The organism is Lysobacter niastensis (assembly GCF_031457115.1).
Taxonomy (GTDB): Bacteria; Pseudomonadota; Gammaproteobacteria; order Xanthomonadales; family Xanthomonadaceae; genus Lysobacter_J; species Lysobacter_J niastensis_A.
In genome coordinates this window covers 1,200,953-1,223,750 of record NZ_JAVDVY010000001.1, presented here as the reverse complement: position 1 = coordinate 1,223,750, position 22,798 = coordinate 1,200,953, and the positions used below count along the sequence as shown (strand labels likewise).

General features: G+C 64.8%; 19 protein-coding genes. 11 read left to right on the top strand and 8 right to left on the bottom strand.

The genetic code is table 11. The annotated features are described in order from the left end of the window. Window positions 1–23: 23 nt before the first annotated feature. The 3 genes from thrS to J2X06_RS05560 form a co-directional block, all read right to left on the bottom strand. Window positions 24–1,925, bottom strand: coding sequence for a threonine--tRNA ligase (thrS, locus tag J2X06_RS05570; protein ID WP_310059339.1), 1,902 nt, complete (start codon window positions 1,923–1,925; stop codon window positions 24–26). Between the two features lie 359 nt (window positions 1,926–2,284). Next, on the bottom strand, window positions 2,285–4,933 hold the full coding sequence (locus tag J2X06_RS05565; RefSeq protein WP_310059336.1) for a LuxR C-terminal-related transcriptional regulator: 2,649 nt from the start codon (window positions 4,931–4,933) through the stop codon (window positions 2,285–2,287). A gap of 193 nt (window positions 4,934–5,126) precedes the next feature. Next, on the bottom strand, window positions 5,127–5,627 hold the full coding sequence (locus J2X06_RS05560; RefSeq protein WP_310059333.1) for a nuclear transport factor 2 family protein: 501 nt from the start codon (window positions 5,625–5,627) through the stop codon (window positions 5,127–5,129). 177 nt (window positions 5,628–5,804) lie between these two features. Between J2X06_RS05560 and J2X06_RS05555 the strand changes: the two genes are divergently transcribed. Further along, window positions 5,805–9,125 (top strand): YadA-like family protein, encoded by a 3,321-nt coding sequence (locus tag J2X06_RS05555; RefSeq protein WP_310059330.1) that lies wholly within the window; start codon window positions 5,805–5,807, stop codon window positions 9,123–9,125. 668 nt (window positions 9,126–9,793) lie between these two features. On the opposite strand, the gene J2X06_RS05550 is transcribed toward J2X06_RS05555, so the two are convergent. Continuing rightward, the gene (locus J2X06_RS05550; protein WP_310059327.1) at window positions 9,794–10,267 is read right to left on the bottom strand and encodes a hypothetical protein; all 474 of its coding nucleotides are present in this window, start codon (window positions 10,265–10,267) and stop codon (window positions 9,794–9,796) included. Between the two features lie 420 nt (window positions 10,268–10,687). Here J2X06_RS05550 and J2X06_RS05545 point away from each other — a divergent pair, with 420 nt between their 5' ends. Then, window positions 10,688–11,095 carry a hypothetical protein gene (locus J2X06_RS05545; protein WP_310059324.1) on the top strand — a complete coding sequence of 136 codons (408 nt, stop codon included), beginning with the start codon at window positions 10,688–10,690 and terminating at the stop codon, window positions 11,093–11,095. A 690-nt stretch (window positions 11,096–11,785) separates the two neighbouring features. Further along, entirely contained in the window at window positions 11,786–12,346 is a 561-nt protein-coding gene (locus J2X06_RS05540) for a dihydrofolate reductase family protein (protein ID WP_296902064.1), read from the top strand. Window positions 12,347–12,387: 41 nt separating this feature from the next. Here the strand turns inward: J2X06_RS05540 and J2X06_RS05535 are convergent, their stop codons facing one another. Continuing rightward, a complete protein-coding gene (locus J2X06_RS05535) occupies window positions 12,388–12,708 on the bottom strand; it encodes a hypothetical protein (RefSeq protein ID WP_310059320.1) in 321 nt (106 codons plus the stop codon). Between the two features lie 75 nt (window positions 12,709–12,783). On the opposite strand from J2X06_RS05535, the gene J2X06_RS05530 reads away from it, so the two are divergent. The 3 genes from J2X06_RS05530 to J2X06_RS18005 all read left to right on the top strand — a co-directional run bounded on the left by J2X06_RS05530 (window position 12,784) and on the right by J2X06_RS18005 (window position 14,758). Further along, the gene (locus tag J2X06_RS05530; protein ID WP_310059318.1) at window positions 12,784–13,332 is read left to right on the top strand and encodes a hypothetical protein; all 549 of its coding nucleotides are present in this window, start codon (window positions 12,784–12,786) and stop codon (window positions 13,330–13,332) included. Window positions 13,333–13,801: 469 nt separating this feature from the next. Next, window positions 13,802–14,380: an alpha/beta fold hydrolase gene (locus J2X06_RS05525; protein ID WP_310059314.1), complete on the top strand. Its 579-nt coding sequence runs from the start codon at window positions 13,802–13,804 to the stop codon at window positions 14,378–14,380. 90 nt (window positions 14,381–14,470) lie between these two features. Continuing rightward, window positions 14,471–14,758, top strand: coding sequence for a contact-dependent growth inhibition system immunity protein (locus J2X06_RS18005; RefSeq protein ID WP_430539500.1), 288 nt, complete (start codon window positions 14,471–14,473; stop codon window positions 14,756–14,758). Between the two features lie 403 nt (window positions 14,759–15,161). On the opposite strand, the gene J2X06_RS05520 is transcribed toward J2X06_RS18005, so the two are convergent. Both J2X06_RS05520 and J2X06_RS05515 read right to left on the bottom strand, forming a co-directional pair. Beyond that, window positions 15,162–15,611 carry an SET domain-containing protein gene (locus J2X06_RS05520; RefSeq protein ID WP_310059310.1) on the bottom strand — a complete coding sequence of 150 codons (450 nt, stop codon included), beginning with the start codon at window positions 15,609–15,611 and terminating at the stop codon, window positions 15,162–15,164. Between the two features lie 192 nt (window positions 15,612–15,803). Next, window positions 15,804–16,061, bottom strand: a complete 258-nt coding sequence (locus J2X06_RS05515) for a hypothetical protein (protein WP_310059307.1) — start codon at window positions 16,059–16,061, stop codon at window positions 15,804–15,806. A gap of 177 nt (window positions 16,062–16,238) precedes the next feature. Here J2X06_RS05515 and J2X06_RS05510 point away from each other — a divergent pair, with 177 nt between their 5' ends. The 3 genes from J2X06_RS05510 (at window position 16,239) to J2X06_RS05500 (ending at window position 17,511) form a co-directional block, all read left to right on the top strand. Beyond that, window positions 16,239–16,577, top strand: coding sequence for a hypothetical protein (locus J2X06_RS05510; RefSeq protein ID WP_310059305.1), 339 nt, complete (start codon window positions 16,239–16,241; stop codon window positions 16,575–16,577). A gap of 88 nt (window positions 16,578–16,665) precedes the next feature. Further along, complete coding sequence (locus J2X06_RS05505) at window positions 16,666–17,031, top strand: DUF6694 family lipoprotein (protein WP_310059302.1); 366 nt, start codon at window positions 16,666–16,668, stop codon at window positions 17,029–17,031. A gap of 66 nt (window positions 17,032–17,097) precedes the next feature. Beyond that, a complete protein-coding gene (locus J2X06_RS05500) occupies window positions 17,098–17,511 on the top strand; it encodes a hypothetical protein (protein ID WP_310059299.1) in 414 nt (137 codons plus the stop codon). Between the two features lie 89 nt (window positions 17,512–17,600). Here J2X06_RS05500 and J2X06_RS05495 read toward each other — a convergent pair whose 3' ends face one another. Then, a complete protein-coding gene (locus J2X06_RS05495; protein WP_310059297.1) occupies window positions 17,601–19,235 on the bottom strand; it encodes a tetratricopeptide repeat-containing sulfotransferase family protein in 1,635 nt (544 codons plus the stop codon). Window positions 19,236–19,469: 234 nt separating this feature from the next. On the opposite strand from J2X06_RS05495, the gene J2X06_RS05490 reads away from it, so the two are divergent. Both J2X06_RS05490 and J2X06_RS05485 read left to right on the top strand, forming a co-directional pair. Next, complete coding sequence (locus J2X06_RS05490; RefSeq protein WP_310059293.1) at window positions 19,470–21,137, top strand: M4 family metallopeptidase; 1,668 nt, start codon at window positions 19,470–19,472, stop codon at window positions 21,135–21,137. Window positions 21,138–21,442: 305 nt separating this feature from the next. Further along, a complete protein-coding gene (locus tag J2X06_RS05485) occupies window positions 21,443–22,510 on the top strand; it encodes a hypothetical protein (RefSeq protein WP_310059290.1) in 1,068 nt (355 codons plus the stop codon). Window positions 22,511–22,798 lie beyond the last annotated feature (288 nt).

The window sequence follows — 22,798 nt, the reverse complement described above, 5'->3', positions numbered from 1 at the left end:
CCGGACCTGACACGCTGCGGGCGTTACTGTACGCCCTCACTGCGCAAACGCGAGGCGAACTCGGCGACGGTCATCGTCCCCAGGTCCTCCCCTCCTCGCGTGCGCACGGCGACGTGGCCATTTTCCTTCTCGCGGTCTCCGACCACCAGCAGGTATGGCACGCGCTGCAGCGTGTGCTCGCGAATCTTATAGCCGATCTTTTCGTTCCGCAAATCGGCATCGACCCGGAACCCTTGATTTGCAAGGGATTTCCGGACCTCGGCGACATAATCGGCCTGGGCGTCGGTGATGTTCATGACCACGGCCTGGATCGGGGCCAGCCAGGACGGGAACTGGCCCGCATGGTGCTCGATCAGGATGCCGATGAAGCGCTCCATCGAGCCGACGATGGCCCGGTGCAGCATCACCGGGTGGCGGCGCTGGCTGTGCTCGTCCACGTACTCGGCGCCCAGGCGCCCCGGCATCATGAAATCGACCTGCATGGTGCCCAGCTGCCAGGTCCGGCCGATGGCGTCGCGCAGGTGGTATTCGATCTTGGGGCCGTAGAAGGCGCCCTCGCCCGGAAGCTCCTGCCACTCCACGCCGGCCGCACGCAGGGCCGAACGCAGCGCGTCCTCGGCCTTGTCCCAGGTGGCGTCATCGCCCAGCCGGGGCTCCGGACGCAGCGCGATCTTCAGCTGCACGTCGGAGAAGCCGAACGTCTCGTAAACCGCCATGGCCTGGCGGTGGAACGCCGTCACTTCGGACTCGATCTGGTCTTCGGTGCAGAAGACGTGTCCGTCGTCCTGGGTGAAGCCGCGCACGCGCAGGATGCCGTGCAGCGCGCCGGACGGCTCGTTGCGATGGCATGCGCCGAACTCGCCGTAGCGGATCGGCAGGTCGCGGTAACTGTGCAGGCCGTGGTTGAACACCTGCACGTGGCCCGGGCAGTTCATCGGCTTGATCGCGTAGGTGCGCTTTTCCGACTCGGTGAAGAACATGTTCTCCTGGTAGTTGTCCCAGTGGCCGGACTTCTTCCACAGCGACACGTCGAGGATCTGCGGGCAGCGCACTTCCTGGTAGCCGCTGTCGCGGTAGACCTTGCGCATGTACTGCTCGACCACCTGCCAGATCGACCAGCCCTTGGGGTGCCAGAAGATCAGGCCCGGCGCTTCTTCCTGCAGGTGGAACAGGTCCTGCTGCTTGGCGATCTTGCGGTGGTCGCGCTTCTCGGCCTCTTCCAGCTGGGTCAGATAGGCCTTGAGGTCCTTGTCGTTGAGCCAGGCGGTGCCGTAGATGCGGCTGAGCATCTGGTTGTTGGAATCGCCGCGCCAGTAGGCGCCGGCGACCTTCATCAGCTTGAACGCGCGCAGCTTGTCGGTGCCCGGCACGTGCGGGCCGCGGCACAGGTCGATGAACTCGCCCTGCGAGTACAGCGACAGCTCTTCGTTGGCGGGAATCGACTCGATGATCTCGGCCTTGTATTCCTCGCCCATGCCGCGGAAGAACGCGACTGCGTCGTCGCGCGACTTCACGCTGCGCGAAACGGGCAGCGATTCCTTGACGATCTTCTGCATCTCCGCCTCGATCGCCGGCAGGTCTTCCGGCGTGAACGGGCGCTCGTAGGCGAAGTCGTAGTAGAAGCCGTTGTCGATGACCGGGCCGATGGTGACCTGCGCGCCCGGGAACAGGCGCTGCACGGCCTGGGCCAGCAGGTGCGCGGTGGAGTGGCGCAGCACGTCGAGGGCGTCGGGGTGCTTCTCGGTGACGATCTCGAGCGAGGCGTCGTTGGCGATGCGGTAGGTGGTGTCGACGAGTTTGCCGTCGACCTTGCCGGCCAGCGCGGCCTTGGCCAGGCCGGCGCCGATCGAGGCGGCGATCTCGGCGACGGATACGGGTTGTTCGAATTCGCGGCGGCTGCCGTCGGGGAGCGTAATGGCGATCATGGTCTGCTGCGATATGGCGGGCGCGCGTTGCGCGCTTGCGATGAAGGTGTGGCACAGGGCCAGAAACAAAAACGGCGCCGCGGCGCCGTCATTCAGGGGCGTCGTCGGCGTTCAGCGGTGGAGAATGGTAGTGCTCATGTCGCACGCTCGACCGGCGGTTTTGCCGCGGGCCACCTTTGTTCTGACTCCGGCCGGGTGGCCGGAACACCAGACAATAGTTGTGGCTGGACGCAGTCAAGTCAACGCCGGGAGCGCGCCGCGGCATGCGTAGCAGGCCCTGCGCGACCCACAACCCGTTGATTTGAAAAGCATCCGTCCAGCCCGGCATTCCCGGGAGGCAGAAGCCCGTCCGGGCCGCCTCATCCCTCCTGCAGCAACCCCAGCAGGCGCGCCCGGTCCACCGCATGCTTGCGGGTGGTGGCCGACAGTTTCTGGAACAGGTTCTTGAGATGCCATTTGACGGTCTCGCCGCTGACATCGAGGATGCGCGCGATCGCCTTGTTCGACAGCCCCCTGGCCAGCAGGCCCAGCACCTCGGATTCCTTCGACGTCAGCACGCCGTTGCGCACCAGCAGCGGTCTTTCCACCGCAGGCCGCGGACCCGCCGCGAGCTTTGATGCACGAGCGGGTTTCGGTTCAGCGACGACGACGCCCGCCTCCCAATCCTTGGCCATGTCCAACGCCAGCGGATGGGCATGGACCAGCAGCCAGGCATCGCCGGCCACGGTGGCCAGGTGAATGGCTTCCTTCAGCAATGGCTTGGCCGTCTCGTCTCCGCGTTTCCATGCGACTACCGAACGCAGCGTCATGATCGATCGCGTGTCGCCGTGGCGACGCAGCGAAGTCGCCAGCGCATCGCCGGCATCGAGCAGGCGTTCGGCTTCGTCCACGGCATGACGTGCCAGCGCGGCATCGGCCTTGGCGATCGCGGCCGCGAGCTGGCACTCCGGAAGCAGCGGACGAAGTTCGTCGCGCTGCATCTCGGCCACGGTCTCGTCGAGCGCCTTCGTCAGCGCGCTGATGGTTTCCCGGGCATTGTGCGGCGCGTGGATGCGGATGCGGTCGGCGAGACTGTGGATGCGCAGGCGCGGCAGTTGCCGGCGCTCGGCCAAAGCATCCATCTCTTCCAGCACCTGCAGCGCCCGCCGCTCGTCGCCTTCGCCCAGGGCGCTCCGCGCGAGCGTCTGGTAGGCCAGCAGGATGTTGTCGGGCGCGCCCCACTGCTCGATGACGTCGAGCCGGTTCGCGAGCAGCGACAGCGCCTCGCCCGGGCGCCCGACGCGCAACAGCGCGGCGGCCAGCACGGAGGCCTGTAGCGACGCGACCATGCTGCGACGCCCGCTCTCCTGTTCCGACTGCGCGACGACGTGGCGCAAGGTGGCGGCGGCCAGCTCGGGGTTGCCATCCCACAGGTGACTCATTGCGCGCAGCATGCGACCGAGCCCGGCAGCCAGCCGCAACGAGCCCGTTTCGCCGTGATGCTCGGCCTGGTCCAACAGTTCGCGCAGCGTGCGGGTGTCGCCGGCATGCAAGGCCGCCATCGCACGCGCGTTGAGGCTTGAAACGGCGTAGAGCGGCTCGCCGTGCTCGGGCAGCATCGGCAGCCAACGCGCCAGCAACTCCGGGAGCAGGCCGAGATGGTCGGCATAGATGGTGGCGCCGGCCGCAACCCGCGACGCCTCGACACGGGACGCCGGCGACGCGGCGGGATCGTCGATGACCTCGCGCGCGATCGGCAGGGCGTCGGCGTTGCGGTCGGTCGCCGCGAGTACGAACGCCGCCCCCAGCTTCAGTCCGGAATCGCGCGCAAGCATGGCCGCGGGGATCCGCTCCAGCCATTCCCTCGCCTCGGCAATCTTGCCCTGCGTGCCCAGCGTCCACAGCGATCGCGACGCGTAGGTCTGGGACAGCAGGTCATCGCCCGCCGCCAGCGCGTGCCGGGCAGCTTCGTGGAACCGCTCGTGCCTGGCATACCAGTGCGACACGCGCGCATGCAGTTCCGATTGTTCGTGCCGCGGCAGTTGCTCGAACCGGCTGAGCAGGAAGTCGCGCGCCAGCGGGTGCAGACGGACCCAGTCCGTATCCTCGCCGACGATCACGATCGGCGTCTCGCCGATGATCTGCTGCAGTTGCGCGTCGCCGTCAGGTTGGCCGCTCACCAGCTCGCACAGCTCGGCGTTGACATCGTCGAGGATGGCGATGCGCGTCAACAACGCCACCGTCGATGCAGGCAGGCGCGAGAGCAGCGATTCAACGAAGTAGTCCTGCAGGTGGCCGCGCCGCGCCGACAGCGAACGCACGGCCGCACCTGGATCCGCGTCGTGCTCGGCCATTGCGATCGCCAGTTGCAGGCCGATCGGCCAACCCTCTGTGGCTTCGTGCAGCAGCGCTCGCTCGTCAAGCGTCAGCTTGGGGCCGAGGCTTTTCTCCAGGATCGAGAGCGACTCCTCGAAACGCAGCCGCAGATCGTCGGTGGACAGCGTCGCGAGATTGCCCTTTGCCGCCAGTTCGGCGACGCGCAGCGGCAACGCCGCGCGCGAGCCGATGGCCACGCTGAGGTTTGCCGGTGCGTTCAACAGCAGGTACTGCACGCAAGTGCGCACGGTCGCCGCCGGTAGGCGCTCGGCTTCGTCGATGACGATGACCGTCTGCGCGCCGCGCTGGGCGATCTCCGACAGCAGGTCGGTCAGCGCCGCGATGCCGGAGCGGGTGGAGCCCGGCCCGAGCCGACCGCTCGCGCTGTGCACCGATCGGCTCAGCGCCGTGACGAAGCGGGCCGGATCGTCCTCGGCATCGCAGCCCACCCAGGCCACGACGGCACCGTGTTCCAGCCAGCGGCGCCGCCACTGCAGCAGCACCGTGGTCTTGCCGAAGCCGGCGGGCGCGACCAGCTGGATGGCGGTGCGTTCGTGGACGTCGTCCCAGAACTCCATCAGCCGCTCGCGCTCCACCGCCCCGCGCGGGAGGCGCGGCGGCGTGATCTTGAGGGTGATCTCGGAGTCGGACATGACGGCTTGTCGGACGGGGGCACCGCGCAGCCGCAGCTTACCCGACTGTCCGAAAGGGGTTTTCACCCGACCCAGAGCGCCTGCCATGGGATCGATCCGAAGCCTGATCTGGTGGCCCAGTGCCGCAGGACCACCGTCCGCAGTCGCTGCGCTCAAGCGATATCGCCGCATACCTTCACCGTCCCGGATGGAATCAGCCAGCGTGTCGGCCGGACCAGTGGATGTGCGTGATCTTCCAGCCATCGGCCGTCCGGGTGAGCAGCATGGTTTCGGTCATCACTTCGACCGCCGAAGCGTTGTTCGGATAACGCAGGCTGCTTTCGCTCACGACCCAGCCGAGGTTGGCGCCGGCCTTGACGTCGCGGCGTAGCAGTTTGTGCTCGACGGTGCCGAGCGCGACCGCATCGCCTTTCGCCGCGCCGTTGATGTAAGTGTCCCGATCGCCGAGCACGTGGCCGTTGGCAAGCACCATCGCGTCTGGCGTCATCAACTGGCGCGCGGCTTCGAGCCGTCCGCCGGCCAGTGCGGTCAGGAAGGTATCGACCACCTGCACCGCTTCATTGGCGGCGGGTGAGCGCTGCACGTCCGCCTGTGCGGCCGGACTGGGCGCCGACGGCTCGGGCGATTTTGCGAACGCGGTTCCGGCGACGACGGAGGCCAGGGCGAGGGATGAAGCGAGAAGCAGCTGACGCACGCGGAGGTACCGGTCAGTGGGGGGAGGGTCATTGGCGCGTGTTCCGCCCCCCGACGCGCCCCCCTGTGCGGGGGGTGTCAGCCACCGGGGTTGACTGCAATGTCGGCCCCCGTTGGCGCAATGGCCCAACGCTGGTTCGGCCGTCGCCGATTCATTTTTTCTTGGGGAATTTTTTTCGTGAATACCGCTCGTCGTCACAACAAGACTCCGGTCCGCGCGACCCTCACCGCGGCCGTGCTGTTGGCCATGGCCGCACCGGCGGCCTTCGCGCAGGACTGCGCCGGCACCACCCCCGACCGGACCCAGTGCAGCGGCGCCTCGGCCACCGGCGCATTCGCCACCGCGGTCGGCAACCTCGCCACCGCCACCGGCATCAACAGCTCGGCCTTCGGCTACAACGCCCGGGCCCTGGGCGGCAGCAACAACACCGCCATCGGCAACGGCGCGACCGCCGGCAGCGCCACCGCCACCGTCAACAACGCCACTGCGGTCGGCAACGGCGCCAGCGCCACCGGCAACGACAGCTCGGCCTTCGGCTCCGGCGCCATCGCCAGCAACAGCAATGCCTCGGCCTTCGGCAAGGGCGCCACTGCCAGCAACACCGACGCCACCGCGGTCGGCGTGGGCAGCATCGCCAGCAACACCAGCAGTTCGGCGTTCGGCCGGCTTGCCAACGCCGGCGGTACTTCCGCCACCGCCGTCGGCCGCCAGGCCAACGCGCTCGGCTCGAGCTCTTTTGCCGCGGGCCACAGCGCCTCGGTCAATGCCCTCGGCACCAGCGGCACCGCCGTCGGCAACAGCGCCCAGGTGATCGACAAGTACGGCGCCGCGTTCGGCGCGATGTCCAAGGCCGGCGCGTACGGCACCGCCATCGGTACCCTGGCGCGGGCCACGGGTCCCGCCATGTCCACGGCCGTCGGCGCCGCGACCGAGGCGTCCGGTAAGTTCGCCATCGCGCTCGGCATCGATTCGCACGCCACGAAGCAGAACACGCTCGCCGTGGGTTCCTATGCCCGTGCGTTGGAGAACTACGCCATCGCGATCGGCACCGGCGCGTACTCCACGGGCGCCTTCTCGATGTCGATCGGCAACGAGGCATACGCCAACGGCTTCGACGCCACCGCCATCGGCTACTCCGCGGCGGGCATCGGCGAAGAGTCCATTGCCGTGGGCTCCTACTCCTGGGCCAGCGGACAGGCCGGTGTCGCAATGGGCTACCTGGCCACGGCGGCCGAGGACTACACCACGGGCATTGGCGCGCTCGCCAATGCCTACAGCTTCGCCAGCACGGCGCTGGGCGCCTATTCCAATGCGTTCGGCAAGTTCAGCAACGCCACCGGTGCCTATTCCTGGACCGCCGGCGACTACGCCAGCGCCACCGGCGCCTACAGCACGGCACTGGGCCGGATGAGCACCGCCGAAGGCACCTACGCCGAGGCCCGTGGCGGCTACAGCAGCGCCATCGGCGCCTACAGCCTCGCGGTCGGTGAGTTCAGCACCGCCGTGGGCTCGCTGGCCGTGGCCGGCGGTACTTCCAGCGCCGCGCTCGGCGACACCGCCACTGCGCTCGGCGATTACAGCAGCGCCGTCGGCGCCTACAGCATGGCCACCGGCCTGGGCAGCAACGCGACCGGTTACTACGCCACCGCCTCGGGCGACGGCGCTTCGGCCATCGGCATGAACAGCCAGGCCACCGGCATCGACAGCGTCGCACTGGGCTCGTTCTCGATCGCCGACCGCGACAACACGGTCTCGGTCGGCGCCGCCGGTGCCGAGCGCCAGATCACCAACGTCGCCGCGGGTACCGAATCGACCGACGCGGTGAACAAGTCGCAGCTCGACTCGCTCGCCTCGTCCATGGCCGGCGTCAGCGAATACTTCGTTGCCGAAGGCGCCCTCGACGGCAGCGATGCCGCCTACGCCACTGGCGGCCGCTCGATCGCATCGGGCGCGGAATCGAAGGCGACCGGTTCCTGGTCGTCGGCCTTCGGCACCGGCGCGCAGGCGACCGGTGGTTTCTCCACCGCGCTCGGCGGCGGCGCGTTCGCCTACGGCTACGAGAGCACCGCGGTCGGCTTCCTGTCGGAAGCGCGCGGCGACTACAGCGCGGCGTTCGGTTCGGCGCTGGCCTTCGGCCAGGGCACGACGGCGCTGGGTACGTGGGCGTTTGCGGGCGGCGACTTCGACTGGACCGGCGCAGGTGGCCGTCCGGGCAACATCGTCGAGATCGTGAACGGCACGGCAGTCGGCTTCTCGGCCTCGGCCTCGGCGGACGATGCGACCTCGCTCGGCGCCAATGCCAAGGCGCGTGGCGTGGCCAGCACCGCGATCGGTTCGGGCGCGAAGGTTGACATCGGCGTCGACAATGCCGTCGCGCTTGGCGCCGGTTCGTACAACGATCGCGCCAACACGGTCTCGGTTGGCGCCGCTGGTGCCGAACGCCAGATCACCAACGTCGCAGCGGGTACGGAAGACACCGATGCGGTCAACCTCGCCCAGCTCGACACCAGGCTGGCCGCAATCGGCGCGGACACGTTCGCCCAGCTCGACAGCGTGGCTGCCGCGCTCGGTGGCGGCGCCATGATCGACGGCAACGGTCTGCTCGGTTCGCCCACCTACAACATCCAGGGCGGCAGCTACAACAGCGTCGGCGATGCCTTCGCCGCGTTCGACTCGTCGCTGAGCAGCCTGACCACGCGCATGGACTGGATGGAGAGCAGCCCGGGCTACGGCCTGCCGATGGGCGACGGCAACGGCCTGGCCATCGGTAGCGGCAGCCACGCGGAAGACGCTCGTGACACCGCCTACGGCACCGGCGCCGCCGTGCATGCCGACGGCAGCACCGCGCTCGGCAGCAACAGCGTGATCGATGCTGCCGCGACCAATGCGGTCGCCGTGGGTGCGGACACCCACGTCAGCGCCGCCAGCGGCACCGCCATTGGCCAGGGCGCCACGGTCAGCGCCGCGGGTGCCGTGGCGATCGGCCAGGGCTCGGTGGCCGACCAGGCCAACACCGTGTCGATGGGCAGCGCCACGCAGCAGCGTCGCGTGACCAACGTCGCCGCCGGCACCGCCGCGACCGACGCCGCCAACGTCGGCCAGATGCAGGCCGCTGACGCGCAGACGCTGGCCTCGGCCCGCACCTACACCGACACCACCGCCACGCAGACGCTCACCCGCGCCAACAGCTACACCGACGCGGCCGTGCAGCAGCTGGACGACCAGTTCACCGGCATCGGCCTGCGCCTGGACGAGCAGGACGAGCGCATCGACCGCGAGGGTGCGATGAACGCGGCGATGATGAACATGGCGATCAACGCGGCCAACAGCCGCAGCGAGCATGGCCGCATCGGCGTCGGCGCAGGCTGGCAGAACGGCGAAAGCGCGTTGTCGGTCGGCTACTCCAAGCAGATCGGCGAGCGTGCATCGTTCTCGGTCGGCGGAGCGTTCAGCAGCGACGACACCTCGGCCGGCGTCGGCTTCGGTATCGATCTGTAAGACAGGGGTCCGCGGCGCTCCGGGGGGGGCGCCGCACAGGCACGCCGTGTCGGTTCCGCGTTCGCGCGGGCCGGCACGGCGTTTTTGTTTTGGGGATGGCTGCCGCGGCAGGCGGAATTTCACGCCCTGCCGTTGCAGGCGGAATTGAGTTTGCAAGCCGGCGGCGCCCTGCCCGCTTCCGGCTTGCCCGTCTTCCGCGTCCGCTCGTCATCCCCGCGAAGGCGGGGATCCATTCCCAGTGGCCTCATGAACGTCGAGCGTCCGGCCGCAGTAGGCGGCATCGTGCGGAAACGCCGCGCCTTTGTGACTTCCTTCTTCGACCGTGCAGTGCCGAGCTGCATCAGCGGAGAGAAAAGCCCGGGCGATGCAGATGGGGAACTGCATCCATGAAGAAAAAAGCCCGGCCGATGGTGAAATCTTGTCCATCGCCGCAGAGAAAAGCCGCACCGGCACAGCTCCGGGCCGGGCGATCACCGCTGGAGCGCGGCATCGATGGAGAAGAAAGCTCCGTCGATAGGGAAAGAAGCCTCACCCATCAAGAAAAAAGCTCCGTCAACGGAGACAAACGCTCCATCGACGGAGAAAACTTCCGCGTCGCGGCAGCCTGCCGCCGCAACGGTGCCGCGCCAGGCCCCGCGAGCGAGACCTGGCCCGGCATCACGCCGCCGTCAGGCCGACGTGGCGGGTTCGGCGGCCCGGCGCCCGCCCTTGCCGAAACGCGCCGACAGGCTCTGCCGAAGGGTCTCCAGTCCCTGGTTCCTGCCCGATACCTTCAACAGCGCATAGCCCTCCAGCGCGGCGCCCATAACGTCACTGCCCAGGGCAATGTCCGTGTCCCGCAGGCGGTCGCTGAGTTGTTGCATGCGCACCAGGCGCGGACGCAGGACATCGATGGCGCGCAGATCGGCCTGTGCCTCGTCCAGGTTCAAGCTGGGGGGCACCACCTGCCGGTTCTGCGCCAGCACGTGCAAGGTCTGCCGGCAGAACGCCTCGGACTTGTCGCCCATCTTCGCAAGGGCGCGACGCTCGTCCGGTTGCAGGGACAGCAGTGCGCCCATGCGCGTTTCCAGGATGCTCAACGCATCGTCGATCGCACCGAGGTCCTCATCGGTCCAGTGCAGGGAAATCAGGTTCTGGCTCATCACTTGCTCCTTGTGGATTCAACCGATTGCGTGGCGCCCGCTGACGCCACACCACCACCCGACCACATCGCGCGGGCCAGGCGCATCAGATAAGTCTGAAAGACGTGCGAGCGCTATCCCCGCCAGCGAATGGCGCCGATCCCCTGCGCATGGCCGTTGCCCGGTCGGTGGAAGCTGTGCACCAGGGCTGCCGCCGATAGCGCCAGCGAATTCGCAGGTGTCTATCCCCCATAACCGAGGCGATATCTTTTATCCGCCCGTTTTCGGGTGCGGGAGTTGAACGATGCCCCAAACACGCCGCTCGGAAACGGAGGACAACGTCTTGATGCTGCAGGCGCCCCCACCATTGACGGCCCCTCCCGGGAGCCTGAACATCCGGCGCTATCCCCCGGATTCGGGGACTGCTAGGCGTTAGGTGCCATGAGATTGTTCATCGCAGCTCTGCTTCTTTTTCTTCCGGGTCTCTCGTCGGCCCAGGAATGCACATGCAACGCCGTCACCTCGGATCCAGTCGACTGGGCGCGTACCAAGTATCAAGGCTCCACGTACGTCTTCTTTGGCCGGGTCATTTCTGTCGCCCCGCCGCTACTGGATGCCAACGAGGTTCATGACCAGCCAACCGTCGCTGTCCTCCATGACTACAAGGGGCATTTCCCTGGCGGTGAAGTGCGCGGAGCTGAGTGCGGCTCCGCAATCCTTCCCGGAGAGAGTGCGGTGTTCTTCTTGGATGGGTACGGCCGCATCAAGTCCTGCTCTATTGGCGTTTCGGGCCTCACCGAGCGAGAGATCCAAAAGGTGGTGCTTGAGGTGTCCCGGCATGGCACCTAACAATTCATTCAAGCCGAAGCCGCTTCGCGGCTCGGCTTAACTCAGGCGCTAGATTTCATGAGAAAGATTGTCGCAAACGCAATCAGTCTTTTCATTATGGCGATCGCGGTCGCGAGTATGAGCACGGAGTCTTTCTACCCTAAGCTCATCACGTTTGCATTGGCTGCGCCAATCGCGCTCCTATCAGCTATTTGGCTTAGGAATGGGATTGCTCCTTACGAAGTAAAACCATCATCAAGATCATTCGGAAGACGTGACAATCGCGGGCTACGTACGGTGGTCTTAGTAATGATGGCGGTTTTTACGTACTTGGCGCTCGTTTACTGCGTGGCGCCTTTTTTCGCAGTTGGCTCGGGTCAATCCCAGTACCGCTTGGGAGTCGTCAATAACTGGGAGCCATACTCCAACCGAGCATTTACGCGCAGACGGTCCGGCCAGTGCGCAAGGCTACATGCCTCCATCCAGACAGGAGACGGCCCATTGAGCATGTCTCGGTGCATAGGCAATAGCTATCCGGTTGCCTACGGGAGCGGCTCCGCGATATTCATTGAAACGGTGGAATCGCCGTTTGGAACGATTGTGACTGGTCAGATACGCTAGTCGCCATGAAATCTAACAATTCATTCAAGCCGAAGCCGCGTCGCGGCTCGGCTTAGTTCAGGCGTTAGGTGCTACGAGGAATTCGCAGTCATGGGGCTTTTGACTTTCAGCATCAACGTCACCCTCGATGGTTGCGTCGACCACCGGGAGGGGATCGCCGACGACGAGACACATGCCTTCTTCACCCGCCTCATGGACGAAGGCGGGGCGATGCTGTGGGGCCGCGTTACCTACGAGATGATGGAGAGTTACTGGCCGGCAGTCGCCCGAGGCGACGTGGAGGCACCGCCCGCGATCCGCGAGTGGGCGGTCAAGCTGGAGACCAAGCCGAAGTACGTGGTGTCGTCGACGCGAAAGGACTTTCGGTGGAACAATACCCACCACATCGCCGGCGATCTTCGCACGGAGGTGCAGAAACTGAAGGACGCGACTCCGGCCGGTGTGCTCCTTGGTAGCGGCAAGCTCGCGACCGAGCTGGATCGGCTGGATTTGATCGACGAGTACATGTTCCTCGTCCACCCCAGGATCGCCGGCCACGGCCCGACCCTGTACCAGAGTGGACTGCCTAGTACGCGACGGCTCGATCTGGTCTCCGCGAAGCCGCTCCGCAGCGGCGCGGTCGCCATGCACTACCGGCGCGAGCGCGGCTAACCATTCATTCAAGCCGACGCCGCTTCGCGGCTCGGCATAGTTCAGGCGTTAGGCCGTTCTGAACCACGACCGCTTACCTTAAAAAACAACAGGTGTTCTGCATGCTCGTACATTTGTTTCGTGGACCCGGCCGTATCTTTGGCTTTAGCCAGGATGAGTCCGGTGTCAATCTTCCTCAGAAGTTTTCCCCATGGGCTCATTTCAAAACCGTTGAAATGCGGGAAGGTGAGCCCATGCCAGGCGTAGATGTCGGCGAATGCCTTCAGGACTTGGGCACCTATGGTGTCCATGTCACCGACGCGCATGTGCGCATCACAGAGCAGGTCGTTCTTGGCAACATGTCCAACGAGTAGATAGGTCATGCACCCGCGGCCTAACAATTCATTCAAGCCGAAGCCCCTTCGTGGCTCGGATTAATTAAGGCGTTAGGCCCCGCTATGCATGATGGCGATATCGACTACTCCAGGTACACACTTCTCGAACTTGAGGAAGCATTCGCTGGCATCAACAAGCATAAGTACCCGAAGAATTATGCAAATCTGTGCTCCGCATACGAGCTGTTAGGATCAACTCTTCCGTCTCCGCCACAAGCTGAGAACTCTGCTGCGGTTGACGACATCGAGGAAGATTGGCCGCAGCCAAAATACGACGAGAACGGACGCTACATTCCCAACCTCATCCCTAGTGGCGAGCGCGCCAACCACATCATCTTTTCGCTGCTTCTCTTCGCATATGGCGGCTACGGCGTGTGGGTCAATGATCTCTATATTCCTGGCAAGCGATCACGGGGAGTCCATCTCCATGACGTCCCGGCCTGGCTCATGTGCGGGGCAATGATTTGCGCCTGCATAGTCATGCTGTCAGTTGTGGCGGATCATTACGACCGCCGTAACAACGAAAGGCATTACCGCATTTTTGCCGAGGTCGGGAAGTTCTTTGGTTGGGCGCTGTTTGGTGTGTCCTTGTTCTGGGCCATTTTCCAGTGAGGCCTAACAATTCATTCAAGCCGAAGCCGCTTCGTGGCTCGGATCAATTAAGGCGTTAGGCCCCAATGGAAAGACGTGCTCGTTGGTACGTACTGCTAGCTGCAATCGGCAGCGTCATCATTGCCTGCGCCACATTGCTCCAATACATTTATGCGCATCGCACTGGCGAGCCCGCCGGTTACCTTCCCCTTACTCTTGGGTCCATGGCAACCGGGCTGCTGGTTGCAATGTTCAGCCGCCTAGCCGCGCCAAAGTCCACGACCCTCGTCATCGCAGTCATCGGCCTGGTTGCGTCCGTGACTTTCGCGGCCATTCTTGTGGTTACCCTCATATGGGGTTTCGGCAGCTAGGTTCCCGCAGCTCACGGCTCGGTTAACTCATGCGTTAGGCCCTACCGCACTGTTCGTGACTGTAGAGGCCTGACAATTCACTCAAGCCGCTCCATGCCGCAGTGCCAGGAGATGCAGCTATGCGCATAAAGCGTCAGGTGCTGTTCGTCCAAGGCGGAGGCGAAGGCACTCATGATGACTGGGACGCCAAACTTGTAGAGAGTCTGAGGTCCGAGCTAGGGCCCACCTACGAGATCCGCTATCCACGCATGCCCAATGAAGATGACCCGAGCTACGTCAAATGGAAGGCGACGCTTGAGAAGGAGCTAGCGGCCCTGAACGACGACGCGGTCCTCATCGGTCACTCGATAGGTGGAACAATACTGATCAATGCTCTCGCTGAGCACCCGCGAAAGCGGGAATTTGGCGCGATCTTCCTGATCGCGGCACCTTTTGTTGGCGAGGGTGGCTGGCAGAGCGACGGCTGGAAACCTCAGCCCGAACTCGGCGGGAAGCTTCCCAGAGAAGTCCCAATCTATCTCTACCATGGTCTCGACGATGACACCGCGCCACCGTCGCACGCCGAACTGTTTGCGCACGCGATTCCACAAGCCCATCTCCGTCACTTGCCAGGTCGAGATCATCAGCTCAACAATGATCTGAGCGAGATTGCCGCGGTGATCAGATCGTTGGCGTCCGATGCGACCCCGCGGTGCTAGCTTCTTGGTCTTTGGGCACCCGGCCTAATAATTCATTCAAGCCGAAGCCACTTTCGTGGCTCGGCTACTCAGGCGTTAGCGAGAGTCCCCATGCAAAACCTCGAGCAATTCTTCGGCGCATGGTTCCACCAAGACTGGCAACTTGATGCAGAGTCCTGGCAAGCCGTTGCAAGACAATTCGCGGAGTCAGATGGATCAGCGGCGGCAACCTCGGCCGCAGACTCAATTCTTGCTCTCGTGCAATCGGAGCCAGATGATGCAAGCCTTGCCGCTAAGCTGTCCCAGCTTGGGTGCGAATACTGGCCAGGTGCCGAGCAAGACCTGCGGCCTTGGCTGATCGCACTGGCTCACGAGCTTCGGCGAGTTGCAGGCAGTTAACAAATTCACTCAAGCCGAAGCCGCTTCGCGGCTTGGTTTTAGGTTGTTTGCCTGCAGTGAGACTCAGCCCGGGACGAGGTCGGCCAAGATCTGGATAAGCTTATCCCTACTTGTCTCAGCGGCCGACTGCTCTCCAAAGAGAATGTTGAAGTTTTGCCCACCGATCATGTGTACCGTGTAGCCGAACCCGTCTGCTCCGTTTGGCTTAACTATCGACACGGCGCAGATGTGGCTCAACCTGACTCCGACTTCCCCAAGCTCATGCCACTGTACGGTGCTCACGGTACTTCCCTCGCCATGTGGACAATGTTCAATAACGACCTGTGAGACAAATTTGGGACAGCCCCGCCCAAAACTGCCAGACCCGCTGGGGTTAACCCATATCCGACAGCGGGCGCCGGCACTAAGCCCTCCGCCTTTCGGGTAGTGGATTAGGGGGCGTGGGGATGCCCGCTCCATCGAACCAACCATTGCCGAGGTCCGATTCCAAGCCGCCTCCCTCTGCCTCATAGTTGATGGTCAACTCCTCGTGCGCCTCGATATGGCGCACGGCGATGAAACGCATGCAGCCAGTATCCGGAAGGGCTTCATAGCGGAGGTTGGAAGGATTGTCGTGGTTGTACATGCTGCCATAGCCGAGCGCGAGCGCAGACGATGGAGGGCCCTTGGCGAGCTTGCTCCAGCAGTAGACGTAGTTCCGCAGCGCTCTCGGCAATGCTCTGAGCTGCGTCAGCACAAGGGCGGGGCAAAGCTCCACGACCTCGCCTTCGGTAATCGGGCGAGAGGCGAACACGCCTCGACCCTTCGGCGTCCCGGTGTCTTTCAAGTAGCCGAGCGAAACAAACGTCTGCATATGTTGCTCGTGGGGCTTGGGCTATGTAGCAAACGAACTGAGCGGCTTTTCGTCGCTGCCGCTATGGGAGTGGATCGCGGGCTTGCTGGCGGGCGGGGTATTTGGCACATTCGTCGGGGCAGCTTTGGCGTGGTGGCTCACCGTGTATCGGCCTAACAATTCCTTCAAGCCGAAGCCGCTTCGCGGCTCGGCTCAATTGGCGTGCGCTATGCAATTCTCGGGGATCGAAGCAGCGAGCAACTGTGCAACCTGCTCGGAAATCTCGGCGAATAATTGGGCTTCAAGGGCCGCTTGGATTTCCGCCGATTCGGTGGGGCTCAGCACCATTGGATCCGCTTCACCTAAGAAGGATAGCGGCCCGTGCAAATCAGTGGCGTAGTGCGGAGGTAGCATGCAATCTGGCACGACGAGCCAAGCACGATTCTCGCCTGCGTAAAGTCGATAGGACATAAGAGGCCTCTCGTATGCAGAGAGCTGCACGGAAGCTCTGGGAGCGACGATGAGGCGACAAATCACCGGGTGCGCTTCCACTATACGCCTGTCCCAGACAGACGCCCGGCGGGGGGCAGCGGCCCATCCCTCTGACGGGTCCGTATATCAGGTAGTCAGGCCGCTTGAGGTGTCGCTATGAGCTACGGTGAAATCGGCTTCTTGTTAGGTGCGCTGCCTGGCATGGGGCTTATTTTGCGAAACATGCGGCAAGGCCGGTCCCTTCAGAAGCGTGTTGAAGCAGTGGCATGGAAAGACCACGACTGGAACGACACTCAGCTAAGCCATGAACAGCAACTCAGGCTCATGACAAATCCCCAGCGATACATAGACTCAGATGACAGCCCCGAGATGGTTGAGGCTAAGAAGCAGCTCATCGCGGCACTCCCGGCGTTCTGGTGGCGGCATTGGACCGGTGGTGCGGTAGTGTTTGCTGGCGCAATCACTGGCACAGTTATAGGCAATTCCATTGGCTAACGTGTGCAATGGAGCGGCTCATTCAGGCCGAAGCCGCTTCGCGGCTCGGCTTAGTTCAGGCGTTAGGCCTTACATGGAGAGTTCAACGATGCTCAGAAAAGCTGCTCTTGCCCTTGGCTTTGCGATCCTCTTGGGCGGATGTGCCGCATCGGGGGGTAGCCACTCTGTGGCACGCATCGATGCTTCTAGCGAAGCAGCCGCCGAGGCCTCTTACAAGGCAATGATGCGGCAGCTTTCCGAACCCAAGAAGCGGCAGCTCGGGCTAGCGGTCGTAATGCTCAACATGGTGGGCGTCAATAGCGTCTATGAGGTGATCAATAACCCGGAACTGAAGGCTCCGTCAGTGGGGCGCATTAAAGATCGGGTGGCCGGCATGTCTGCGGACGAGATCATTGCGCTCGCGGCCAAGACGTCTACGGTACGCATCGAGGCAGTTGAGACTACTCGGCAGTAATGCCTGACAATTCATTCAAGCCGAAGCCATTTCGCGCCTCGGCTCAATTCAGGCGTTAGGCCTCGTATGAAAGACTCTTGTGCTCAGGAAGAGATAGACAAGCTCATCGCGGGCTTCTTCGCAGCCTTTGACAATCGCAATCGCACACCGGCCCTCGCCTCTGTCCTGGGCTGCTTTGCCGAAAAAGCCGTGATTGCTCGTTCCTCAAAGTCAGATACCCAGCTCTATACGGCCGGTGAGTTCGCACGGCCGCGCATTGAGCTGCTTACGGGGGGCTCACTCGTAAATTTCCACGAGGCGGAGACCAGCTCTACTACCAATATCTTTGGCGGCATTGCTGTCCGCACATCGCGCTATCGCAAAGCGGGTCTGTTGAACGGCAATGTATACGCTGGCGCCGGCACAAAATGCTTTCAACTGGTCGCGCTCGATTCTGGCTGGCGTATTGCATCGCTAGCTTGGACAGATGACGAGGCCTGACAATTCATTCAGGCCGAAGCCGCGTCGCGGCTCGGCTTGGTTCAGGCGCCAAGCCTTAACGGGCCCGCTGGCGACGGCCCCGCGCGGGCTCAGGCCCCGCTGGCCGCTGCAAGCGGCAGTACGTCGGCGCCCGCGGCCTCATCCTCATAGGCGCGAACCAGGTCCGACAGCAGCGCCTGCACCGGCGCCATGCCGGCCGCGTAACGCCGCCAGCCGCCGACATTGCGGGTGTGGATCGGCTGGCGCAGCTGCAGCGTGCTGGCGGTCGTGGTGACGGTCTTGTTGGCGAGGATGTCGGTGACGCCCTCGACCTCCTGCAGCCCCAGGTAGGCCTGCACGCGCCGCGCCTCGACGTCCGGTTGCGACACCAGGTCCTCGTAGCGCACGTCGAGGATCCGGCCCGGGGCGATGGCGTGCCAGTGCCGCATCAGCCGCGCGTAGTTGCGGTAGTGCGTGGCCAGCTCGTCCAGCGCGTAGCTGTACGGGTAGTACTTGTGCGCGAACAGCTCCTTGAGGTTGGAGAAACAGCTGTCCAGCGGATGGCGGCGCAGATGGATGATCTTGGCGTGCGGCAGCGCCTTGAGGATCGCGCCGCACCACTGGAAGTTCATCGGGTGCTTGTCGACGTAGAAGGTGCTGCCTTCGGCGCGCCACGCGGTCTTGGCCAGGTAGCGCTGGCCGAGCAGGTTGGCGTCCAGGCGCGCGACGTACTCGCCGATGTCCTGCTTCAGCGTGAGCGACAGCCGGCGGTTGTTGACCCACTGCATCTGATCGCGGAAGTCGTTGAGCTCGCCGCAGGTCTTGATCTGCGGGTGGTTGCCGAGGATGCGCTCCAGCAGGGTGGTGCCGGTGCGTGGCATGCCCACCACGAAGATCGGCGTGGTGTCGGTCGGCACGTCCGCGCACTGGTCGAGAAAACCGCCCGACGTGGCCGCGATCAGACCGTCATAGGCGGCGGTCTCCTGCGCGGCGTCGTGCACGGTGACGTTGCGCCGCGCCTGCGCGCCGGCCATCAGCGACGCCCACGCCTGGTCGGTCTCGCCGAGGGTGTCGAACTCCTTGAACAGGCCGTAGTGCAGGTAAGTGACGTCGTCGTTCTCAAGTCCGGGCTGCTCCAGCGCCGCGCGCATGCGCGCCACGCGCTCGCGCGCGCCTTCCTTGCGGCCGAACTGGGCGCAGGACCAGTGCCCGTGACCGTAGGTGGGGGCCTTGGCGACGCTTTCCTCGCAGGCCGCGACCGCGGCGTCGATCGGGCCGGTGAAGCTCTGCAAAATGCCCTGCATATGGGCGACGACGTGGCCATCGTGGCCGGCGGCGCGCGCCAGTTCGATGCAGCGCAGCGCGCGCGTCTGGTCCTCGAGGCTGCTGTACAGGCGGGCGAGCGCAACCAGGCCACCGGCGTTGGCCGGCAGCTCGGGATCGATGAAGCCCAGCAGGGCATGGGCGAGCTGGTGCTCGCCGACTTCGACCAGGACCTCCGCGACTTCGAGGATTTCCTGCGAACTGGCCGTCGGTGCGCGCTGGCACGCCAGGAAGGCGTTGTGGGTGGCCTCGCGAGTCAGGCCGGCGACGTGGCAGGTCTGCGCCAGCATCGCGTAGGCCAGGGGCCGCTCGGGCGCGTGCCGGATCAGCTCCATGCACAGCGCTTCGGCTTCGGCGTAGCGCTTGTGCTGGAAATGGACGAGGGCCTGCTGCCACAGGGCCGAGAGGTCGTTTTGCTGCATGAAGAAGGTCCGGGTCGGGGGGGCGCCGGGCACCTTCCATGGCATCGGTGCGGAGCCCGGACGGCCTTCCTCGCGTGTTCATCACGCGCGCGCGCCCGGATCGCCAGTGGACCACCCGACCGGGGCGATTCACCCCCCCGAGGTGGGGAGTTCCGGACGCTGGTTTAAGCCCGAGTCTGCTTGGGTCGCGACCGTTCGTGACATCCAAATCATTTCGAGTTTCGAGGGGAATTCATGTCGTCGTTAGCTAAGGCCCTGTCCGTGGCCATTCTCATGGGAGCCGCCGGCCAGTCTGCCGCGGCCATCAACGGGGCCGTGGTCGACCGCGCCCTGGTCGCCATCCGCCAGAACCCGACGGCGACCCGCCTGTCCGCTGCCGACGCGTTCAGCGCGCGCAGCGTGACGGTCGATCGCAACGGGACGGAGCACGTGCGCATGGACCGCACCTACGGCGGCCTGCCCGTGCTCGGTGGCGACATCGTCGTGCACTCCCGCGCCGGCACCCTGCAGGACGCCAGCCTGACCCTGGTGGCGCCGATCAACGTCGGCATCACGCCGGCATTGACGGTCGACGCCGCGATCACCGCCGCAGGCGTGCAGTTCGGCACCGGCTTCCAGGCCGTGCCCAGCGCCAGCCTGGTCGTCTACGCGCGTGGCGCCAGCCCCAAGCTGGCCTACGACGTGCTGTACGCCGGCACGAAGACCGACGGCACGCCGACGCGCATGCACTACTACGTCGATGCCCTCAACGGCGCGATCCTCGGCAAGGAAGACGCGATCAAGACCGGCACCCTGCCGGGCACCGGCGGCGTCACCGGCACGCCTGCGCCGCCGCCGAACGTCACCGCGACGACCGGCACCGGTCGTTCGCTGATCGCCGGCGTGCTGTCGCTGGGCACCCAGTGGAACAACACCCGTCGTATCTTCGAGATGAAGGACCCGACCCGAGGCAACACCCACATCACCGACGCGGGTAACGGCTACCGCACTGAGGCCAGCACCCTGGTGGTCGATGCCGACAACAAGTGGGGCAACGGCGCGACGACCGATCGCGTGAGCGCCGCCGTCGATGCGTCCTACGGCTTCGCCAAGACCTGGGACTTCTACAAGGAGAAGTTCGGCCGCGAGGGCATCCGCGGCGACGGCGTCGGCGCGTTCGGTGCGGTCCACTACTCGATCAACTACGTCAACGCCTACTGGAGCGATGAATGCTTCTGCATGGCCTTCGGCGACGGCAACGGCACCTCCATCCGCCCGCTGGTGACGCTCGACATCATGGGCCACGAGATGAGCCACGGCCTGACCAGCGTGACCGCCGGCCTGATCTACAGCAGTGAGTCGGGCGGCCTGAACGAGGCCAACTCCGACATCCTCGGCACCATGGTCGAGTACTACGTCAACAACGCGCAGCAGCCGCCGAACTACATCATCGGCGAAGGCCTCTTCGTGACGCCGGCCTGGAACAAGGCGATCCGCTGGATGTTCAAGCCCAACCTCGACGGCATCTCGCCGGACTGCTACCCGAGCCCCACCACCCCGTCGAACGGCATCTCGTTGGCCAATTTCAAGGCCATGGACGTGCACTACTCCTCGGGCGTGGCCAACCACTTCTACTACCTGCTCGCCGAGGGCGCGGTGGTGCCTGAGGGCTACGGTGCGGGTACCCCGGCGAACCTGACCCCGAGCAGCCTGGTCTGCAACGGCAACACCACGCTGGCCGGCATCGGTCGCGAAGCCGCCCAGCAGATCTGGTACCGCGCCCTGACGGTGTACATGGTCTCGAACACCGACTACGCCGGTGCGCGCGTTGCCACGCTCAACGCAGCAGCCGACCTGTACGGCGCCGGTTCGGCGAACCACAACGCCGTCGCTGCGGCGTGGGATGCGGTCACGATGCAATAAGCGGGAACCAGCAACAGTGGGGCGCGTCGCGCCCCACTCGCGCGAACTCTCTCGTTTTACCGACGGGAGTGACGAGTCAAGCAAAAGCCTCGGGGTTTCCCCGGGGCTTTTGTCTTTTCGCGAGATGCGAATGGAGCCGGGCCACCCGGGATCGCACGCATCAGACGGAGGGTGGAACGAGGACATCGGCGAGGACTGAGATCCACCGCCGCCCAGATCAACTCCGTTCAAGACCGGTCGAGCGCCCTTCGGCTGCAATAGGGGCGAAGGCGGCTCCCCGACCGCCATCCGCGAATCCAAGCCAGATGAAGCCCAAGGCCACCCTCATCCTGTTGTCTGCCCTGCTTTGCGCGGCTTTCGCCGCCGCCGCGGCCGAAGCGCCGACCAGCAGCAAGACCGCCATCGCTGCGATCGCCGAATCCACCAGCGCCATCCTGCAGGCCGACAGTGCGCGCGCGCTGGCGGCATTGGAGGCCACGCCGGCCGTCGAGTTCCAGGGCAAGGACGCGGACTACCGCGCCTGCATGCTCGCGCGATACCACGCGAAGCAGCCCGTGTTGACCACGTCCGCCGTCGACGACACCTTTCTGCGCGGTGTGCTCGATGACTACCAGGACTACTGGTGGCGCTCGATGGCCGCACCGACGCAGCGCGCGACGCAGGAAGCAGCATTGCTTTCGAAGTTGCACAAGCGCCTGGGCTCGGGCGCGGCGAAGGCCACGACCATGGACGAGATCGAACCGTTCCTGCAGACGCAACTGGAGCAGCGCGGCTTTCACGCCCAGCTCGGTCGCACGCCGCCGCTGCGCGAGCTGATGGTGTGGCGCAAGCAGGAAACGCGGATGTACGACGTGCAGCTGCCGGATGGCCCGTACACGGTCCGTGTCGAACTGCTGGATGATTTCGTCAGTCGCGGCTGGATGGCCTACGGGCGCTGCGAGCGCGGTTCGGCCGGCGGCTGGGCGACCGACAAGACCCTGTACGCGGTCGTGCCCCGATACAGCCAGGGACTCGACAGCGAGGAGTTCCGTGTCGTGTTCCTCGGCCACGAAACCCAGCACTTCGCCGACCAGAATGCCTATCCGGGCATCGCGTCCTGGGAGCTGGAGTACCGCGCCAAGCTGGTCGAACTGGCACAGGGTCGCGAGGTCGGCCTCAAGCGACTGGATTACATGATGACCGCGCAGAGCGACGACGTGAATTCGCCGCACACCTACGCCAACAAGCGCGTGGTCGCCGACCTGACCCGGAGCATGGGCAAGGCACCGGATGCGGTCAGCATCGATGAGCTGCAGGCTGCAGCGCGCGAACAACTGCTGGAAGACACGCGTCGGCGCAAAGCCCAGGCACCGGCCGGAGCGATCGCGAAGTAGGCACGGTCATGGCAACGCGACAGCTCCCCACGCGGGAGCCGTCCACGGCGGACATCACGCCGGATCCGCTGGGCCGCGACGGCCTCCCCCAGGCGACTCCATCGCCGCCCAACCCGGCCGTGCAACAAAGGACATCGGCAAAGACTGAACGACCCGCTCGGCGCGGCCGCAGAAAATGTACTCTCGCGGCCAAATGCGGACATCAGCTCCGATGCAAGTCCCAGCGCACTCATAGCGCTGGGACTCATCTTGCTTACGTGCGCTCTCGAACAAGGACAATCCATCAAT

What these genes read in the sequence shown, in the direction of transcription:
- thrS (WP_310059339.1), bottom strand. Translation starts at nt 1,925, where the DNA reads ATGATCGCCATTACGCTCCCCGACGGCAGCCGCCGCGAATTCGAACAA.
- J2X06_RS05565 (WP_310059336.1), bottom strand. Translation starts at nt 4,933, where the DNA reads ATGTCCGACTCCGAGATCACCCTCAAGATCACGCCGCCGCGCCTCCCG.
- J2X06_RS05550 (WP_310059327.1), bottom strand. Translation starts at nt 10,267, where the DNA reads ATGAGCCAGAACCTGATTTCCCTGCACTGGACCGATGAGGACCTCGGT.
- J2X06_RS05545 (WP_310059324.1), top strand. Translation starts at nt 10,688, where the DNA reads ATGAGATTGTTCATCGCAGCTCTGCTTCTTTTTCTTCCGGGTCTCTCG.
- J2X06_RS05540 (WP_296902064.1), top strand. Translation starts at nt 11,786, where the DNA reads ATGGGGCTTTTGACTTTCAGCATCAACGTCACCCTCGATGGTTGCGTC.
- J2X06_RS05535 (WP_310059320.1), bottom strand. Translation starts at nt 12,708, where the DNA reads ATGACCTATCTACTCGTTGGACATGTTGCCAAGAACGACCTGCTCTGT.
- J2X06_RS05530 (WP_310059318.1), top strand. Translation starts at nt 12,784, where the DNA reads ATGCATGATGGCGATATCGACTACTCCAGGTACACACTTCTCGAACTT.
- J2X06_RS05525 (WP_310059314.1), top strand. Translation starts at nt 13,802, where the DNA reads ATGCGCATAAAGCGTCAGGTGCTGTTCGTCCAAGGCGGAGGCGAAGGC.
- J2X06_RS18005 (WP_430539500.1), top strand. Translation starts at nt 14,471, where the DNA reads ATGCAAAACCTCGAGCAATTCTTCGGCGCATGGTTCCACCAAGACTGG.
- J2X06_RS05520 (WP_310059310.1), bottom strand. Translation starts at nt 15,611, where the DNA reads ATGCAGACGTTTGTTTCGCTCGGCTACTTGAAAGACACCGGGACGCCG.
- J2X06_RS05515 (WP_310059307.1), bottom strand. Translation starts at nt 16,061, where the DNA reads ATGTCCTATCGACTTTACGCAGGCGAGAATCGTGCTTGGCTCGTCGTG.
- J2X06_RS05510 (WP_310059305.1), top strand. Translation starts at nt 16,239, where the DNA reads ATGAGCTACGGTGAAATCGGCTTCTTGTTAGGTGCGCTGCCTGGCATG.
- J2X06_RS05505 (WP_310059302.1), top strand. Translation starts at nt 16,666, where the DNA reads ATGCTCAGAAAAGCTGCTCTTGCCCTTGGCTTTGCGATCCTCTTGGGC.
- J2X06_RS05500 (WP_310059299.1), top strand. Translation starts at nt 17,098, where the DNA reads ATGAAAGACTCTTGTGCTCAGGAAGAGATAGACAAGCTCATCGCGGGC.
- J2X06_RS05495 (WP_310059297.1), bottom strand. Translation starts at nt 19,235, where the DNA reads ATGCAGCAAAACGACCTCTCGGCCCTGTGGCAGCAGGCCCTCGTCCAT.
- J2X06_RS05490 (WP_310059293.1), top strand. Translation starts at nt 19,470, where the DNA reads ATGTCGTCGTTAGCTAAGGCCCTGTCCGTGGCCATTCTCATGGGAGCC.
- J2X06_RS05485 (WP_310059290.1), top strand. Translation starts at nt 21,443, where the DNA reads ATGAAGCCCAAGGCCACCCTCATCCTGTTGTCTGCCCTGCTTTGCGCG.